General features: G+C 71.5%; 16 protein-coding genes. 12 read left to right on the plus strand and 4 right to left on the minus strand.

Features of this window, described 5'->3' with window-relative positions; all coding sequences use genetic code 11:
* Positions 1 to 141: 141 nt before the first annotated feature.
* The gene (locus ACIQU6_RS09200; protein WP_403481000.1) at positions 142 to 828 is read left to right on the plus strand and encodes a pyridoxamine 5'-phosphate oxidase family protein; all 687 of its coding nucleotides are present in this window, start codon (positions 142 to 144) and stop codon (positions 826 to 828) included.
* Between the two features lie 108 nt (positions 829 to 936).
* Here the strand turns inward: ACIQU6_RS09200 and ACIQU6_RS09205 are convergent, their stop codons facing one another.
* On the minus strand, positions 937 to 1,638 hold the full coding sequence (locus ACIQU6_RS09205; protein WP_403481001.1) for a TVP38/TMEM64 family protein: 702 nt from the start codon (positions 1,636 to 1,638) through the stop codon (positions 937 to 939).
* 223 nt (positions 1,639 to 1,861) lie between these two features.
* Between ACIQU6_RS09205 and ACIQU6_RS09210 the strand changes: the two genes are divergently transcribed.
* The 4 genes from ACIQU6_RS09210 to ACIQU6_RS09225 all read left to right on the plus strand — a co-directional run bounded on the left by ACIQU6_RS09210 (position 1,862) and on the right by ACIQU6_RS09225 (position 5,777).
* Positions 1,862 to 2,101: a hypothetical protein gene (locus ACIQU6_RS09210; protein WP_403481002.1), complete on the plus strand. Its 240-nt coding sequence runs from the start codon at positions 1,862 to 1,864 to the stop codon at positions 2,099 to 2,101.
* A gap of 107 nt (positions 2,102 to 2,208) precedes the next feature.
* Positions 2,209 to 3,384: an elongation factor Tu gene (gene tuf / locus ACIQU6_RS09215; protein WP_403481003.1), complete on the plus strand. Its 1,176-nt coding sequence runs from the start codon at positions 2,209 to 2,211 to the stop codon at positions 3,382 to 3,384.
* Positions 3,385 to 3,662: 278 nt separating this feature from the next.
* Positions 3,663 to 4,514, plus strand: coding sequence for a patatin-like phospholipase family protein (locus tag ACIQU6_RS09220; protein WP_403481004.1), 852 nt, complete (start codon positions 3,663 to 3,665; stop codon positions 4,512 to 4,514).
* Positions 4,515 to 4,922: 408 nt separating this feature from the next.
* Entirely contained in the window at positions 4,923 to 5,777 is an 855-nt protein-coding gene (locus tag ACIQU6_RS09225; protein ID WP_403481098.1) for a spermidine synthase, read from the plus strand.
* Between the two features lie 245 nt (positions 5,778 to 6,022).
* Here the strand turns inward: ACIQU6_RS09225 and ACIQU6_RS09230 are convergent, their stop codons facing one another.
* Positions 6,023 to 7,354 (minus strand): MFS transporter, encoded by a 1,332-nt coding sequence (locus tag ACIQU6_RS09230; RefSeq protein WP_403481005.1) that lies wholly within the window; start codon positions 7,352 to 7,354, stop codon positions 6,023 to 6,025.
* 276 nt (positions 7,355 to 7,630) lie between these two features.
* On the opposite strand from ACIQU6_RS09230, the gene ACIQU6_RS09235 reads away from it, so the two are divergent.
* Complete coding sequence (locus tag ACIQU6_RS09235) at positions 7,631 to 8,098, plus strand: DUF4442 domain-containing protein (protein ID WP_274911972.1); 468 nt, start codon at positions 7,631 to 7,633, stop codon at positions 8,096 to 8,098.
* Between the two features lie 300 nt (positions 8,099 to 8,398).
* Entirely contained in the window at positions 8,399 to 9,061 is a 663-nt protein-coding gene (locus tag ACIQU6_RS09240; RefSeq protein ID WP_403481006.1) for a DedA family protein, read from the plus strand.
* Between the two features lie 105 nt (positions 9,062 to 9,166).
* Here ACIQU6_RS09240 and ACIQU6_RS09245 read toward each other — a convergent pair whose 3' ends face one another.
* Positions 9,167 to 9,376: a hypothetical protein gene (locus ACIQU6_RS09245; RefSeq protein WP_274911970.1), complete on the minus strand. Its 210-nt coding sequence runs from the start codon at positions 9,374 to 9,376 to the stop codon at positions 9,167 to 9,169.
* A gap of 100 nt (positions 9,377 to 9,476) precedes the next feature.
* Complete coding sequence (locus tag ACIQU6_RS09250) at positions 9,477 to 11,411, minus strand: ATP-binding protein (RefSeq protein ID WP_403481007.1); 1,935 nt, start codon at positions 11,409 to 11,411, stop codon at positions 9,477 to 9,479.
* Positions 11,412 to 11,708: 297 nt separating this feature from the next.
* Between ACIQU6_RS09250 and ACIQU6_RS09255 the strand changes: the two genes are divergently transcribed.
* The 5 genes from ACIQU6_RS09255 to ACIQU6_RS09275 all read left to right on the plus strand — a co-directional run bounded on the left by ACIQU6_RS09255 (position 11,709) and on the right by ACIQU6_RS09275 (position 16,002).
* A complete protein-coding gene (locus tag ACIQU6_RS09255) occupies positions 11,709 to 12,722 on the plus strand; it encodes an alpha/beta hydrolase (protein ID WP_403481008.1) in 1,014 nt (337 codons plus the stop codon).
* Between the two features lie 719 nt (positions 12,723 to 13,441).
* Positions 13,442 to 14,650 (plus strand): ATP-binding protein, encoded by a 1,209-nt coding sequence (locus ACIQU6_RS09260; protein WP_403481009.1) that lies wholly within the window; start codon positions 13,442 to 13,444, stop codon positions 14,648 to 14,650.
* Complete coding sequence (locus ACIQU6_RS09265; RefSeq protein ID WP_403481010.1) at positions 14,647 to 15,060, plus strand: roadblock/LC7 domain-containing protein; 414 nt, start codon at positions 14,647 to 14,649, stop codon at positions 15,058 to 15,060. Before ACIQU6_RS09260 ends, ACIQU6_RS09265 begins: the two co-directional genes overlap by 4 nt.
* Positions 15,057 to 15,437: a DUF742 domain-containing protein gene (locus tag ACIQU6_RS09270; protein WP_403481011.1), complete on the plus strand. Its 381-nt coding sequence runs from the start codon at positions 15,057 to 15,059 to the stop codon at positions 15,435 to 15,437. The genes ACIQU6_RS09265 and ACIQU6_RS09270 overlap by 4 nt, the downstream gene beginning before the upstream one ends.
* Positions 15,412 to 16,002, plus strand: coding sequence for an ATP/GTP-binding protein (locus tag ACIQU6_RS09275; protein WP_274911964.1), 591 nt, complete (start codon positions 15,412 to 15,414; stop codon positions 16,000 to 16,002). Before ACIQU6_RS09270 ends, ACIQU6_RS09275 begins: the two co-directional genes overlap by 26 nt.
* Positions 16,003 to 16,009: the final 7 nt, after the last annotated feature.

Below are 16,009 nucleotides of genomic sequence, written 5' to 3' on the forward strand. Positions count from 1 at the left end.
TTGCTGAATGACCTGCCGATGACGAATTTCGTTAGATATCTAGCCTGAATATTGTGAAGTCGTTACTCTGACGGGCAGTCCCGCTGGGCTGCCCGGTCGTGCGCGCAGCCCCGAGCAGACCGGCAGAGAGCGCAGACCGCCATGACCTCGTCCGTACCCGCCCCGGGCCGCACCCTGACCCAAACCGAGCGCACCCGGCACCGCCGGCTCCGCGAGCAGGGCAGCCTCGACCGCGCCGAACTCGACGCCATCCTGGCCGCCGGCTTCGTCTGCCACCTCGGGGTGAGCATCGACGGCAGCGTGCGGGTGGTCCCCACCGTCTACGGCTCGGACGGCACCACCCTCTACTTCCACGGTTCGGTCGCCAGCCGCAGCCTGGTGGCCTCCCCAGGGGCAGAGGTCTGTGTGACCGTCACCCACGTCGACGGCCTGGTGCTGGCCCGTTCGGTCTTCGAGCACAGCGTCAACTACCGCAGCGCGATGATCTACGGACCGCCCCGGCTGGTCACCGACGACGAGGAGAAGCTGGCCGGCCTGCGCTGCCTCACCGAGCAGTCGGCGCCCGGCCAGTGGCAGTACGCCCGCCGTCCCCACCGCAAGGAACTCGCCGCCACGGCCCTGCTCGCCCTCCCGCTCGACGAGGCATCGGTCAAGATCCGGACCGGCGCCCCCGACGACGGCGACGGCCCCGACGCCCAACTGGGCCTGTGGGCAGGCGTCCTCCCGCTCCGCACCACCTGGGAAGCACCCCAACCGGATCCCGCCCTGGGGCCGGGGATTGCCGTGCCCCCGCACATCGCCGTACGGGCGGGGACGGCTGCGCCGTAGGGGCGGTGGTGCGGCGTGACGGCTGCCTACGGGGCCGCCTCCCGGCGGTCGGCCGCTACCGGTGAGGGCGGCACGGCGTGCGAGGGTGCAACCGCCCGCGCCCGCCGGTCAGTTCTGCCGCAGCGCCTTGCGCTTGTACCAGGCGACGATGAGCGCGGCCAGGCCGCTGACCGCGAGGAAGCCCATGGCCAGGAGGAACGCCGGCGACGTCGGCGTCGACGCCCGGGCACCCGCGACCGCGTAGGCCGCCGTATTGGGGACGCTGCCCACCGCCGTGGCCAGGAGGTACGGACCCCAGCGCATCCGGGAGACGGCCGCCGAGTAGTTCATGGCCGCGAACGGCAGCCCGGGCATGAGCCGGATCGCCAGGATCGATCGGAAGGCGTGCTCGCTCAACTGCCGGTCGGCGGCGGTCAGCCAGCGGTGTCGTAGCAGCGGCCGCAGCGCCTCCTGCCCGAGCAGCCGCCCGAGCCCGAACGCCAGCCCGGCGCCCAGCACCGTACCGGCCAACGCGGTCACCAGCCCCGCTTGGCTACCGAAGAGCGCCCCCGCGGCCAGGTTGAGGACCGGCCGTGGGACGAACGCGGTGGTGCACACCCCATAGGCCAGCGTGAAGACCACCAGGGCCGCCGGGCCCGACAGTTGCGCCGACCAACCGCCGGCCAAGAGGCGCTGCGGATGCAACAGCAGCATCGTGGACGCGGCGGTGGCCAGCAGGGCCAGCAGCAGGGCCAGGCGTGACCAGGGGGAGAGCAGCACGCGCGTGCAGCGCGCGGCGAGCCCGTCGGGCGGTGCGGCGGGGGCAGGCATCCCGGGAGCGTAACCGACGAGAGTGACGCGGGGCCGGATTCCGGGCCGCAGGACCGTGAACTGGGCGATCCGGCCCCGGGGTGGGGAAGAGGGAATCAGGGACAGGGCCCGGCGCCCCGTGTCTCGTTCCCCTGGGCGCGGGACGTGTCCGGTACCGGGGGCTCAGATCCGCGCGCACCGTAAATCGTTCGACGCCGCTCCCGAGCCCCGGCACCATGGACGCATGCTCCGGCACGCCTTCCTCCCGATGTCGTCCGCGGTGGCCGTCGCCGCCACGGACGCGCCGAAGGCTGCCCACGGACTCCTCGCCGCGGTCCCGGCGATCGACGGCACCGCACCCACCGCCGTCGTCACCGGCACGGCAGCCGTCGCGCTCGCCGCCGCAACCGTCCCCGCACCCGCGCCCGTTCCCGCCGCCGCAGCCCTGCCCGCTGCCGCCGCGGCACACGGCACGCGAAGCTGACCCTCTCCGGATCGTCCGGCGGACCCCGCAAGGGGAGGGTCGGAGCGGGCCAGGGGTTCCCACGGCGCCAAGTCGCCGTCAACACCGCACCCTTGCGAGGACATCCCATGCCCAAGACGGCATACATCCGGACCAAGCCGCACCTCAACATCGGCACCATGGGCCACGTCGACCACGGCAAGACCACGCTCACCGCCGCCATCACCAAGGTCCTCAGCGACCGGGGCACCGGCACGTTCGTACCGTTCGACCGCATCGACCGGGCCCCGGAGGAGGCCGCCCGCGGCATCACCATCAACATCTCGCACGTCGAGTACGAGACCGACACCCGGCACTACGCCCACGTCGACATGCCCGGCCACGCCGACTTCATCAAGAACATGGTCACCGGCGCGACCCAACTGGACGGCGCCATTCTCGTCGTCTCCGCGCTCGACGGGATCATGCCGCAGACCGCCGAACACGTCCTGCTCGCCAAGCAAGTCGGCGTACGGCACCTCGTCGTCGCGCTCAACAAGGCAGACGCCGGCGACCCCGAACTCACCGACCTGGTGGAGTTGGAGGCGCGCGAACTCCTCACCGCGCACGGCTACGACGGCGAACACCTCCCCGTCGTCCGGGTCTCCGGCCTCCGCGCCCTGGTGGGCGACCCGCGCTGGACGGACGCCATCGGCGCCCTACTGGACGCCGTAGACACCTACGTCCCGGTGCCCGACCGCTACGTGGACGCCCCGTTCCTCCTCTCCGTGGAGAACGTGCTCACCATCACCGGGCGCGGCACCGTCGTCACCGGGGCCGTCGAGCGCGGCACGGTGCGCTGCGGCGACCAGGTCGCCGTCCTGGGCGGCGAGACGGTGCACACCGTCGTCACCGGGGTGGAGACCTTCGGCAAGTTCATGGAGTCCGCCCAGGCCGGGGACAACGTCGCGCTGCTGCTGCGCGGGCTGCACCGTGCGCAGGTGCGCCGCGGGAACGTGGTCGCCGCCCCGGGCAGCGTCACCCCTCGACGCCGTTTCACGGCCGAGGTGTACATCCTCTCCACCGAGGAGGGCGGCCGCCGCACCCCGCTGTCCACCGGCTACCGGCCGCAGTTCTACCTCCGCACCGCGGACCTGCCCGGCGTCGTCGACCTCGGCGAACGGGCCGTCGCCCGCCCCGGCGAGACGGTGACCGCAACGATCGAACTCGGCCGCGCCGTCCCCCTGGAGCCCGGTCTCGGCTTCGCCATCCGGGAGGGCGGCCACACCATCGGGGCGGGCACGGTGCGCACGGTCGAGGAGTAAGCGCGCGGCTCCACCAGGGTCTGCCCGGAACGGGCCTGCTCGGCCAACCGGGCCGGGCAGGCCCTCTGTTCACGTCGAGGGCGCGCGTCTACGATCCCGCCGGTGTGCACGTCCACGGTGCGCGCCTCTGCGCTCCAGCCGGGCGCTGCCCGCGAGTGGCACACCGCAAGTGGCACCAAGTGGCACAAAGAAGCTGCACATCAGCGGACGTTGCACACAGACCCTGCACGACGGCGAAAGCCGCACAAAGACCCCGCACTACGGCGGAAGGGCAACGTATGTCGCGGCGAACGGCGCTGGTCCTCGGCGGCGGAGGGCTCACCGGCATCGGTTGGGAGGTCGGCATGTTGGCCGGGCTCGCCGAAGCGGGGGCCGACCTGTCCGACGCCGACGTCGTCATCGGCACCTCCGCCGGGTCGATCGTCGGGGCGCAACTCACCTCCGGCCGCTACCCGTTGGAGGAGCTGTACCGGCGCCAACTGACCCCTCCCAACGGGCGGTCGGTCGCCGCCCGTATGGGCCCGACGATGTTCGCGCGCTTCGCGGCCATCGCGCTGCGGTCCCGCGACGCGGTCTCGTTCGGCGCCCGGATGGGGCGGCTCGCGCTGGCGGCGCGCACCGTCCCCGAGGCGGACCACCGCGCGGCCATCGCCCGCACCCTCGGCGTGGACGGCTGGCCCGACGGACGGCTGCGGGTCACGGCGGTGGACTCGTCGACGGGGGAGCGGGCCGCGTTCGACGGTACGGGCGGGGTCCCGCTCCTCGACGCGGTGAGCGCAAGCTGCGCGGTGCCGGGCGTCTACCCGCCGGTCACGATCGACGGGAGGCGGTGGGTGGACGGCGGCGTGCACTCCAGCGCCAACGCGGACCTGGCCGCGGGCTACGACCGGGTCGTGGTCATCGCCCCGGTCGCCGTCGGCGGCGGACCGGTCGCCGCGCCGCGCACCCAGGGCTCCCGGTTGGCCGGACGTGGCGCCCGGGTCTGCGTGATCACCCCGGACCGCACCTCCAGAACGGCCTTCGGACGCAACGTCCTGGACCCGGCCAAACGCCCCGACGCCGCCCGCGCGGGCCGCCGCCAGTCGACCCTCCACATCGAGCAGGTCCGCGCCCTCTGGACCACCACGTGATGCGTTGTCGTCCCGCGCCCCTCTTCTGACCCCTGGTTCCCTTTGATCCCCGGTTCCACCTGATCCACGGCTCCCTCTGGCGCCACCCGCGCTCTACTGCGCCTCCCTTCCCCACCGTTGCCTCCCACCTCACTGCCCTCACCTGCCTCACCCACCCTGATCCACTCCACCGATGGACATCGGGCGCGTCAGCGGCCGTCCCCTCCCGCCCCTCCTGCTGCGACCGTGCTCAGGTGCCCCGGCCGTCCGGCCCCACCCGCCCGTCACAATGGCAGGGTGCACAACGAACCAACGGCCACTGACGCGCCCGATGTCCAGGAGTCCGGCATCCCGGAAGCGCACCAGGCCGCCCCGGGATCGGAAGTCGCCTCGACGCTCTCGGCATCCTCGACCGCTCCATCCCCCGCGATCGCATCGGCCGAGGACCCGATCCCCGTCACCCGCGCCGTCGACCACGGCACCGCCAAACTCCTCCCCGACGTCGACCGCCCCCGCGCTTGGCTGCTCACGGTGGACGGCGCACCGCAGTCGTACGTGGACCTCGACGCACCCACCCACCTGGAGTTCGAGTACGTCCGTAGGCTCGCGCACGTCCTGGACGAGGCCGCGCCTCCGGGCGAGCCGCTGGACGTGCTGCACCTGGGCGGCGGCGCGTTGACGCTGCCCCGCTACCTCGCCGTGGCCCGCCCGCACTCCCGGCAGGACGTGGTCGACGCGGACCGCGGCCTGCTCGCCCTGGTGGCGGAGCACCTTCCGCTGCCGGACGACTCCGGGATCCAACTGCACGCGCAGGACGCCCGAGAGGCACTGGAGGCGGCGCCGGAGGGTGGCGTCGACGTGATCGTCGGGGACGTCTTCAGCGGTTCCCGCGTGCCCGCCCAGTTGACCTCCGTCGAGTACGCGGAGGCCGCCGCCCGCGCCCTGCGCCCCCACGGTTGCTACGCCGCGAACCTCGCCGACAGTGCGCCGTTCGACTTCCTGCGTCGCCAACTCGCCAACTTCGCGGCGGTGTTCGCGCACCTCGCGCTCATCGCCGAGCCGTCGGTGCTGCGCGGTCGTCGCTTCGGCAACGCCGTACTGCTCGCCTCCCAGGCCGAGTTGCCTGTCGCGGGGTTGGCTCGACGGGCGGCGGCCGACGCCTTTCCCGCCCGGGTTGAGCACGGGGCGGCGCTGCGGCGCTTGATCGCCGGTGCCCGCACGGTGCCTGATACCGAAGCGCTGCCGTCCCCTGTACCGCCGGAGGGCACGTTCAGTGTCGGCTGAGTGGTGGGCAGTTGGCGGCGGCTGCCCGGTGCCGCCCTGCGGAGATCCCGTCCCGCGGAGCTTCCGTCGCGCACCGACCTGGTCGGTCGCCCCGCCGCTGTCGTTCCTGATCGTCCGTTCTCGGCTGTCGTTCTCGCCTACCGACCTCGTTCCCGCCTACCGATTCACCTCCGTGGTCTTGCCTTGCCGCCGTGGTGCCTCCCTTGCCTCCCTTCCTCTTTCTCGGCAACGATTACGGAGAGTGATTAGTTCCCCGCTTTGCGTTGAGGTGTTCCCGGGCCTTGCGCGGGGGTGTTGCTCGTGCGGTGGTGGGGGTTTTCGGGCTGGGGTGGGGTGTTGGGAGGGGTGGGGGCTTTGGGGGTGAGGGTTGGGCGGAGGGTGAGGTGGCGGACGTCGGGGAGGAAGAGGACGGCGGCCGTGAGGAGGGCGATCAGGGTGGCGCAGGACCACAGGGCGGCGGGGCGGCCGATCAGGTCCTGGGTCGGGCCGGCCAGCGCGGTGGCGACCGGGACCATCGCCAGGGAGCCGAGCCAGTCGTACGAGGAGACGCGGGAGAACTTCTCCTCGGGGATCTCCTGGTGGAGGGCCATCATCCAGGTCACCGCGAAGACCTCGATCGAGATCCCGGTGCAGAACAGGATCGGGGGGAGCCAGCCGGCCGGCACCGGGACGGCGAGCGCGGCGGCCGGCAGGGCGGACGGGAAGACGCCGAGCGTGCCGGCCAGGAGGATGCGGCGCGGTCTGAGGCGCGTCATCAGGAGGGCGCCGGCGGCGGTGCCGGCGCCGAAGGCGGCCAGTGCCAGGCCCCAGGGGCCGGCGCCGCCCAGGTGTTCCTCGGCGACCAGCGGCCCGTAGACCGACTGCACCGTGATCATCATGGCGTTGACGACGGAGAACTGCACCACGATCGCCCAGAGCCATGGCCGGGACACGACCTCCCGCCAGCCGTCCCGCAGGTCGTCGAGCATTCCGCCGCTCGCGGTCCGCTGCGGGACGCCGCTGACGTCGAGGAACGCGCGCAGCGCCCCGGCGACGGCGAAGGCGGCGGAGTCCACCGCCAGCACCCACCCCGGGCCGACGGTGGCCGCCAGGGCGCCGCCGAGTGCGGAACCGCCGATGGCCGCGCCGTTCACGCCGATCCGGAACACCGCGAAGGCGCGGCCGGCCTGTTCGCCGGAGACGCTGGCGAGCACCATGCCCTCGGAGGCCGGCGCGAAGAACGCCTGCCCGGTGCCGCCGAGCGCCGCCAGCAGCACCATCTCCCACAGGCGTGCCGTCCCGGAGAGGACGACCAGCGCGAACGCGCCCTGGGAGACGCAGTTGACGCTGTTCGCCGCGACCATCACGCGGTGTCGGGGGAGCCGGTCGGCGACCGCACCCCCGATCAGCAGGAACAGGATGAGCGGGACCGTGCGGGCGGCGGCGACCAGTCCGACGTCGGCCGCGGAGCCGCCCGCGTCGAGGACGGCGAACGAGGTGGCGATCGTCGCGCCGTTGTTGCCGAGGCCGGCGATCACGGTGGCGGCGCTCAGCAGGACGAAGTTGCGCCCTGCCCACGGGGGTCGGGCCGCCGCCATCAGGGGCGGACCTTTCGGGTCGGCGCCCGGTGGGAGGGGTTCGTCCTCGGGGGCGGGAGAGCGGGGACATGTGGGGTGGGTCGGGTGTGGCGCGCCGCTCGGTGTGGTCGGTGGGTGTGGTCGGCGGGCCCCCGTTGTGTCATGGACGTTGAGGATATGGGGAGTTGGGGAGGGGGGACACGCGGTTTTCGGCAGGAGAGTGGGGGTGGGGAGGGGACTGGTGGGCGTGGTGATGTGGGGCTTCCCAGCTAAGCTACCGCTAGGTAACATGGCGCCATGTCCTCAGACTCCCTGCCGTCGATCGGCGACATGATGGCGGCATCCGTGCCGATGGTCCGCACCCTGAACCTGGAGTTCACGGAGACCACCGCCGAGCGCGCCGTGGTCCGCATGCCCGACCAGCCCGACTTCCACAACCATGTCCAGGGGCCGCACGCCGGCGCGATGTTCACCCTCGCCGAGTCGGCGAGCGGCGCGATCGTCATGACGGCCTTCGGCGATCAGCTCGGCCGTGCCGTCCCGTTGGCCGTCGGCGCGGAGATCGGCTACAAGAAGCTGGCCATGGGGGCGATCACCGCCACCGCTCGGCTGGGGCGCCCGATCGCCGAGGTGATCGCCGAGCTGGACGCCGGCGAGCGCCCGGAGTTCCCGGTGCGGGTCGAGATCACCCGTGACAAGGACGGTGCGGTCACAGGCGAGATGACGATCGTGTGGACGCTGCGTCCCAACGACCCCGGCAAGTGAGCGGGAGCGGTTCGCACGCCTCCGCCGAGTGAAGCGCATCGGCCCCTGCCAAGTGCGCGGTGAGCGGCCTCGGTTCCGCTGGTGACCTGCGGTTTCGTGGGGAGCCCGGGGCCCGCACCGGCCCGTTCTCACCGCGTGCCTCCGGAATGCACCCGCGTGCGATCGGAATCGTGGTCCGGGTGGTTCGATCGAGTACGCTTCCCGGACGCGCTGGTACGGCGCGTCAGGGGAAACGACCGATCGGTGCCCGCGGCACCGACACCGGCCCACGGGGGCCCTCGATCAGCGGAGGAATCGGCCTTGCACATCCAGGAGTGGCTGGCGACGGTACCCGCCGTGAGCGTCTACCTCCTCGTGGGGTTGGTGATCGGGCTGGAGAGCCTGGGCATTCCGCTCCCGGGCGAGATCGTCCTCGTCAGCGCGTCGATCCTGGCTGCGACCCAGGACCACATCAACCCGTACGTGCTGGGCGCCTGCGCCACGGTGGGCGCGATCGTCGGTGACTCCATCGGTTACCTGATCGGGCGCAAGGGCGGCCAGCCGCTGCTGGACTGGGCCGGCCGGAAGTTCCCCAAGCACTTCGGGCCGGACCATGTCGCCATGGCCGAGGAGAAGTTCGACCGGTGGGGCATGTGGGCGGTCTTCTTCGGCCGCTTCATCGCGCTGCTGCGGATCTTCGCCGGGCCGCTGGCGGGCGTGCTGAAGATGCCGTACTGGAAGTTCCTGATCGCCAACGTCCTCGGCGGCATCATCTGGGCCGGTGGTACCACCGCGCTGATCTACACCGTCGGCCTCGTCGCCGAGCCCTGGCTCAAGCGATTCTCGGTGTGGGGCCTGGTCGCCGCGGTGCTCTTCGGCATCGGGTCGTTCCTGCTGATGAAGTACCGGGCGAAGAAGGCCGCGGCGAAGCGTGAGGCGGCGCAGGCGACGAAGTCGCCGGTGGCCGCGTCCCCGGTCGACTGAGTCCACGGCCACGGCCGACGACGAACGCAACGGTCCGGACGTCCTGTGTGAACGGGAGGTCCGGACCGTTGCGTTGTGCGGTCGTGCAGTCGTGCCGTGAGGGCGTCAGGGCATCAGCCAGGTGTCCGGTCCGCCGGCGCGCCACTCGATGAGGCCGGTGTCGTCCCAGCCGAAGCGGGTGGTGGGGAAGCCGGCCCGGCGCAGGATCGCGGCCACGTCGCCGGGGCGCAGGGCGCGGCCGAGGTCCTGTCCGTGCAGCGTGACGCGGCGGCCGCCGGTGGACGGCGGATGCACGATCACGGGGGCGCGCTTCATTACTCCAGGATGCGACGGGCCCGGGGGCCGTGCATCCCGACCGGAGTCGTCGCGTCACGTACGGTGCGAGGGGGCCCGAGCCCGTGCGCCCCGCAGGTCTTCACGGGCCCGTGCGCAGGCGGGAGAAGAACGGTTGGCGGTGAGGGCCGGCGGTGCCGCGGCGCCACCAGCGGGGCTCGGTGGTGCCGGGCGGGCGGTGCGGGGCGCCGGTGCGGAGCCCTTGGCGCAGGCCGGCGAGCAGGGTACGGGCGCCCGTGATGAACAGCGGGTCGCCGATCAACTTCTTGGCCACCAGGGCCCTGCGGCAGGCCCGGAGGGCGGTGGCCGGGTCGCCGTGGGCGCGTTCGATCAGCGCGTGGGCGTAGAGGATCGTGGAGTGGAGCCAGAAGTCGCTGTCGGCGTGGCGGGTCTCCCAGGCGTGGCGGGTCGCGGCTCTGGCCCGGGTGGCGTCGAGCGGGGCGAGCGCGATGGCGAGCAGGGCCCAGCTGTGGGCGGGGCCGGGGCCGAACCACGGGTCGTGGGAGGCGTGTTGGGCGGCCTCCTCCAGGCAGGCCACGGCGGTGGCGCTGTCCTCGCGGTAGAGGGCCAGCACCCCGTGGGCGTGCGCGATCCGGGCCAGGCCGTCGGCGTCGGCGTGCAGCACGGCCGCCGTCCAGGCCCGGGCGAGCAGGGGTTCGGCGGCGTCGGGGGCGTTCTCCTGGGCAGCGAGGTAGCCGGCGAGCCAGAGGGCGCGGGCCCGTAGTGCGGTGTCCTCCGGGGTGAGCAGGAGGAGGCGGTCCAGGTGGGCGCGGCCCTCGTGGCGGTAGCCGCAGGCGGCCCAGTGGAACCACAGGGAAACCGCGATCTCCAGGGCGCCGAGGGCGTCTTCGGCGTCCAACGGGGGGCGGGTCAGCGCCGCGTCGAAGTGGTGCCGTTCGTCCTCGACGAGGCGGACCGCGAGGCGCTGGCCGGTGCCCTGCCAGGTGATCTGGGCCTCGGCCGCGAGGGCCGCGCACGCCTGGCGGAACCGGCGCAGCGCGCCGGCCTCGTCGCCCGCCTCGCGCAGTCGGGCCCGGCCGAACTCCCGGGCGCCGCGCGGCAGTCGGTAGCGGGGCGGCCGGGCGGCCCCGGTGTCGAGGGCGGTTCTGGCGTCCCGTACGCGTTCGAGGACGGAGGCGGTGCACAGGCGCTCCAGGGCGCCGTCGACGGCAGCCGAAGGAACGTCACTGCTGGTGCAGACGCACCCCGCCAACCAGGGGTCGAAGTCCCCGGGGAGCACCGAGAGTCGGGCCCAGACGCGGCGGTCCAGAGGGGAGCACAGGGCGTAGCCGGCGGCGTGCGCGGCGTGGAGGGAGGTGTGGCGGAGGATGCGGGAGGGGCCCGAGTAGTGCAGGGGGCCCTCCGTCTTGAGACGGGCGGCCAGTTGGGGCAGCGTCATGCGGTTCAGTTGGTGGGCGGCCAGTCCGATCGCGAGCGGACAGCCCTCCAGGGCCCGGCAGACCGCGACCAGCAGCGCCGGGGCGGCCGGGCCGGTGTGGGAAGCCAGGAGTTCGACGGCCGGTCCGGCGCTGCCCTCGCCCAGCGTCACCGGGAGCGGGGCGAGCGCGATGACGCGTTCCGAGGACAGCCCTAGGGGGCGGCGGGCCGTCGCCACGATGCGCGGCGCCGGCGCGGCCCGCAGCAGCCGCCGGACCAGGGCCGCGCAGGCGTCCACCAGCGGGTCGCAGTCGTCGAGGAGGACGATCGCCCGATGGGTGTGGCAGTGGGCGGCGAGCCGTTCGGGGGTGGACCGGGGCGGGAGGCCGGCCGCGTCGAGCAGGGCGCCGAGGAGGCCGTCCGCCGCCAACCCCTCCCAGCAGGCGATCCGGACGACGGCGTCCGGGCGGTCGGCGGTGCGTTCTTCGAGGACGGCCCGGGCCAGCAGGCTCTTGCCGACGCCGGCCGGTCCGGTGAGCGTGATCGGCGCGGCCCCGTCGAGCAGCCCGGCCAACTGCTCGTGCTCGGCCGCCCGGCCCACGACGTCGGGCAGCGGCCCGTGTTCGGCCCACGCGGTCATCGGTCATCCCCAACCACGGCACAGCGCCGCGCACTTCCCTAGGAGCGACCCACGATGCCAGAACCGACCGCCGGGCAGACAGCGGATGTGCTTCACCGTTAGGGGGAAACGCGGGCGGTGCGTTTGACGGGGCGGGTTCGTCTTCACGGTGACACGGAACGGTAAACCCCAGGTCACGAAGGACGGGGTCGGCGTCCGGCGGCGGACCCGGCGCTCTTACAGTGGTGCCTTTCGACCGGATGCGCGGTGCCGCCGCGGTGCTCGGCCGGCCCCAAGTGCCTTGAGGAGAACGACCCGATGAAGTCCCTGCGCGTCAGAGCTGCGGTGAGTGTGGTGGCCCTGGGGCTGCTGGCCGGATGCGGCGGGCCGAGCCAGGACGTCGTCGACGCGTCGAACGTCCCGAAGCTGCGGGCGCGCACCGCGGACACCCGCAACGGCAAGCCGCGGACGATGTTCCCGCAGGGCCCCCGCTCGGTGTTCACCACCTACCGCACGACCGGTGACGACGGGACCCGGGTGACGCACACCAAGTGGCACGGCCGCGCCTCCGGTTACACCGGCGACATCTGGACCTGGGTGCCGCCGCAGTACAACCAGCCCAAGTACGCCCGGAGCGGCTTCCCGGTGCTGATCGCGCTGCCCGGGGCCTGGGGGTTCCCGTCCAACTACTGGGCGGACGCGCCGTTCGCACTGGAGGAGCGGCTCGCGCAGTGGGCGGACCAGGGCAAGACGCTGCCGTTCATCCTGGTGATGCCGGTGCTCAACCCGCGCAAGACGTACTACGACGGCAGTGACATCCCCGGCCAGCCGAGGATGGGGAGCTGGCTGACCCGGGACGTGCCGGACTTCGCCCGGGCCAACTTCCGTACGTACGCGTCGCGGGACGGCTGGGCCTTCATGGGGTCCTCGTCGGGCGGGTTCGCGGCGCTGAAGGCGGTGCTCAAGGAGCCGCAGCGGTTCAAGGCGGCGATCGTCAACGGCCCCGACACCGCGCCGGATTCGCCGCTGTGGAAGGGGTACCCGGCCGAGAAGCTGGCCAACGACCCGCGGCACCTGGCACGCCAACTGGCCGCGCGCGGCGGGCCGCAGGTCTACCTCGCCTTCGAACTCGGCAGCAAGGAGGACGCGGTGCCCGACGTGAAGCGCTTCGTCCGCGGCTTCACCGACGGGGCCCGCGGGCCGATCCACTCCACGCTCTTCGAGATACCGGACGGCGTGCACAGCGGTCACACCTACATCCAGCGAATGCCCGAATCGCTGCACTGGATCAGCGAGCAGCTGCAGGGGCCGGTGGCGGCGCCTTCGGTGTGACGGGCGACGTGACGACGGGGCGAGGGGTGCTACCGGTCGCCCCCTGACGGCGGACGCCGACGCCGACTCCCCGCGGATCGCGGTCAGTTGGGCCGTCGCCGACCCCGGCGAGCGGCCCGTTGACCGTTCCCGGATACCGGCACCGGTCGCCCGCCCCAAGCTCGGGTACCCGACGCCCGCGCGTCATCGAGGGCGCGCGGGCGCGCTGCATCGCGGGTACGTCGCACCGGCGCGACAGGCCGCCTCCTCGCCTCCCCTCCCCCGACTCCTGCTCCCCCCGATCCCGCCCGCGGATTCGCGGGTGCATTGTGTCCGTTACTTTCTGGTCCCTATGCGCTAACGGACCGTCAGGAAGAGATACGAACGGTTGCGTACGAGGCGGACGTCAAGAGCCAATAGCCCCAAAGGTGCGACGTGTTGAATCTCCGTCAGGTTGCAGAAGGTTGCAGTTCACTGTTGGACCGTGGCCTATGCCGTGATGCTAAGATCATCGCACTTGCCAACCGGGTAGTCACCTGCTATGGCAAATGGGAATTCCGCGCATCGGCCTGAGATAAACGCCACCCCGGGGAGAGCTATGTCATCAGCCGGGCCCTCAGAGGCATTCTGGCAGGCGACCGTGCGCGGCCGATCGTCTATTGTCTGGTGGCCGCGCGTGAACATCCGTACGGCAGCCGGACATTCGGCACCTGGTGGCTTCGTCGTCCGAAGAGAGACTTATGACGCAATACTTCCAGGACCCAGCGCTGTGGGCTTTGGTCGCTGGTACACCTGTCGCCGCAACCGCGATCATTCGTGGTCGGAAGAAGATTTCGGAGCTGAGGAAAGAAAAACTTGAGCTGAAGCAGCACTACGCGCAGCTGGAGGAGCACTACTCGGAGGCCGTGGAGGAGGCCAAGGAGCGTGCCGAGGAAGCCACCAAGAACACCCTGAAGACCGCCATGCGGACCCTCCAGGGCCTGGCGAGCGAACAGCAGTTGACGATCTCCAAAATCCAGGAGACGTACGGCGAGCATAAGATCCTGCAGGACCTGCTGGATATCGACCACATGAACTCGCAGTTCGCGCGTCGGGCCCAGTCCATCGCCGTGCTCTGCGACGGTTGGCTCGGCCGTAGGCGAAACGATGCTTCACTCTACGACGTGGTCCGCAGCGCCAAGGGTCGTATTCGTCATTTCACCCGGGTCGAGATCCGGTCGCAGAGCAATTTCGCCATCGTCAGCCGCGCCGTGGAACCGGTCGCGCTGGTCCTCGCCGAACTGCTGGACAACGCCACCAGTTATTCGGCGCCGGAGACGGCGATCGAGATCAATATCCGCCCGGTACCCAAGGGCGTCTGCATCATCGTCGACGACGCCGGTGTCGGCATGAACGAGGAGGAAAAGGCCCGGGCCGGCCAGCTCCTTTCCGGCGGCACTTCGGCCAGCGTTTCCAGTCTCGGTAATCCGCCGCAGTTCGGATTCACCGTCATCGGTGTGCTCGCCGCGCGCTACGGCTTCACGGTGTCGGTCGACTCCACCTCGCCGTACGGCGGTGTGCGCGCGGTCGTCCTGCTCCCCGACGAGCTGCTCACGTCCCTGCACGAACCTGAGGAGGGTCCCGCCGTGGCCGCGTCCATCCCGTTGCCGCCCGAGAATCCCCCTGGTCAACAGGGCGCCGCGGCCCCGGGACGGCACCGGGCGGTGGCCGAGAGCGGCCTCCCGGACGAGGACGCCGGCCGCCCGGCCGTAGCCGAGACGACCGCCGGCGGTCTGCCCAAGCGCCGTCGCCGCGGCGCGATATCGATCGTGCCGTCGGAGGACGAGAGCACTCCTACCCCGGCTCGCGACAGTGCCCGAACGGCGTCCGCGATGGGCGCATTCCAGCGCGGTACGCAGTCGGGCCGTCGTTCCACCCAAGCAAGCAATGAAGGGCATGAGGTTCCGTGAACTACGATCTGTCGTGGATGCTTGACAGTGCTCTGGAGTTGCCCGAAGCGCAGCATGCCATTCTCGTTTCCGCCGACGGGCTGTTGATGGCCCGTTCGAAGGGGGTCGGCCGGGACCACGCGGATACCGTGGCCGCCGCCATGAGCGGAATGCAGTCGCTGAGCCGCACGGTCGCCGACTTCTGCAACGGTGGCGGGTCCAACGGGCGGCCGCAATGGCGGCAGACGCTGGTGGAGTTCGACCACGGCTGGGTCTTCCTCATCTCGGCCGGTGAGGGTGCCTATCTTGCGGTCTCGGCGTCGCCCGACGTCGACATGGCGGAAATCTCCTTCCGGATGCAGCAGTTGGTCGGTCAGCTCGGCAAGGCGCTGACCAGCCCGCCGCGGGAGAGGGCCGATATCCAACCATGAGCACCGATGACGAGCCGGAACTGGTACACGAAGCAGCGGAATTGGTACGGCCGTACGTCATCACCAACGGCCGGGACCTCGTCGACGACAACGCCTTCTCGTTGCTGACGCTGGTCACCATCGCTCAGGAGCCGCCCCGGACCACGCCGCTCGACCCGGAGAAGCAGCGGCTGTTGGAGCTGTGTGCCGGGGGTTTCCTGTCGATCGCCGAGATAGCCGGGCACACCGGTCTGCCGGTGGGCGTCGTCAAAATTCTGGTGTTCGATCTCACGGAGGAGGGCCATCTCTATGTGCGCGCGCCCATCCCCAGCGCTCAGCTTGTCGAACGGCAAATCCTTGAGGAGGTGCTGAATGGGCTCCAGGCTCGCTTCGGCTGACGGCGTGTATCTGCGGAATTCCGTGCAGACCGCCGCGAAGATCCTGGTCGTCGGGCACTTCGCGGTGGGCAAGACCACGTTCATCGGCACCATGTCGGAGATTCCGCCGCTGCGCACCGAAGAGGTCATGACGCAGGCCAGCGCGGGAATTGACGATCTTCGCGCGGTGCCGGAGAAGACCACCACGACGGTCGCGATGGATTTCGGCCGCTTGACGCTGAGCGAGCGGCTGGTCCTGTACCTGTTCGGAACCCCCGGCCAGCAGCGCTTCGTTCAGGTGTGGGAGGACATGACGCGCGGGGCGCTCGGGGCGCTGATCCTGGTCGACCCGCAGCGTCTTCAGGAGTCCTTCCCTGTCATGGACCTGGTGGAGCAGTACGGCATCCCGTACGCCATCGCCGTGAACCGCTTCGACGGCACTCCGGACCATGCGCTCGACGAGATCCGTGAGGCGCTCGACCTGCTCCCGGAGACGCCGGTGGTCAATTGCGATGCGCGTGACCAGAAATCGTCGGCGGATTGCCTGATCACGCTGGTCCGCTATCTCCAGTCCCGTCTCAACTAGGAGCTGA

It is taken from the genome of Streptomyces sp. NPDC090442 (assembly GCF_044769405.1).
Taxonomy (GTDB): domain Bacteria; phylum Actinomycetota; class Actinomycetes; order Streptomycetales; family Streptomycetaceae; genus Streptomyces.

What these genes read in the sequence shown, in the direction of transcription:
- tuf (WP_403481003.1), top strand. Translation starts at nt 2,209, where the DNA reads ATGCCCAAGACGGCATACATCCGGACCAAGCCGCACCTCAACATCGGC.
- ACIQU6_RS09235 (WP_274911972.1), top strand. Translation starts at nt 7,631, where the DNA reads ATGTCCTCAGACTCCCTGCCGTCGATCGGCGACATGATGGCGGCATCC.
- ACIQU6_RS09230 (WP_403481005.1), bottom strand. Translation starts at nt 7,354, where the DNA reads ATGGCGGCGGCCCGACCCCCGTGGGCAGGGCGCAACTTCGTCCTGCTG.
- ACIQU6_RS09220 (WP_403481004.1), top strand. Translation starts at nt 3,663, where the DNA reads ATGTCGCGGCGAACGGCGCTGGTCCTCGGCGGCGGAGGGCTCACCGGC.
- ACIQU6_RS09210 (WP_403481002.1), top strand. Translation starts at nt 1,862, where the DNA reads ATGCTCCGGCACGCCTTCCTCCCGATGTCGTCCGCGGTGGCCGTCGCC.
- ACIQU6_RS09200 (WP_403481000.1), top strand. Translation starts at nt 142, where the DNA reads ATGACCTCGTCCGTACCCGCCCCGGGCCGCACCCTGACCCAAACCGAG.
- ACIQU6_RS09270 (WP_403481011.1), top strand. Translation starts at nt 15,057, where the DNA reads ATGAGCACCGATGACGAGCCGGAACTGGTACACGAAGCAGCGGAATTG.
- ACIQU6_RS09250 (WP_403481007.1), bottom strand. Translation starts at nt 11,411, where the DNA reads ATGACCGCGTGGGCCGAACACGGGCCGCTGCCCGACGTCGTGGGCCGG.
- ACIQU6_RS09255 (WP_403481008.1), top strand. Translation starts at nt 11,709, where the DNA reads ATGAAGTCCCTGCGCGTCAGAGCTGCGGTGAGTGTGGTGGCCCTGGGG.
- ACIQU6_RS09275 (WP_274911964.1), top strand. Translation starts at nt 15,412, where the DNA reads ATGGGCTCCAGGCTCGCTTCGGCTGACGGCGTGTATCTGCGGAATTCC.
- ACIQU6_RS09260 (WP_403481009.1), top strand. Translation starts at nt 13,442, where the DNA reads ATGACGCAATACTTCCAGGACCCAGCGCTGTGGGCTTTGGTCGCTGGT.
- ACIQU6_RS09205 (WP_403481001.1), bottom strand. Translation starts at nt 1,638, where the DNA reads ATGCCTGCCCCCGCCGCACCGCCCGACGGGCTCGCCGCGCGCTGCACG.
- ACIQU6_RS09245 (WP_274911970.1), bottom strand. Translation starts at nt 9,376, where the DNA reads ATGAAGCGCGCCCCCGTGATCGTGCATCCGCCGTCCACCGGCGGCCGC.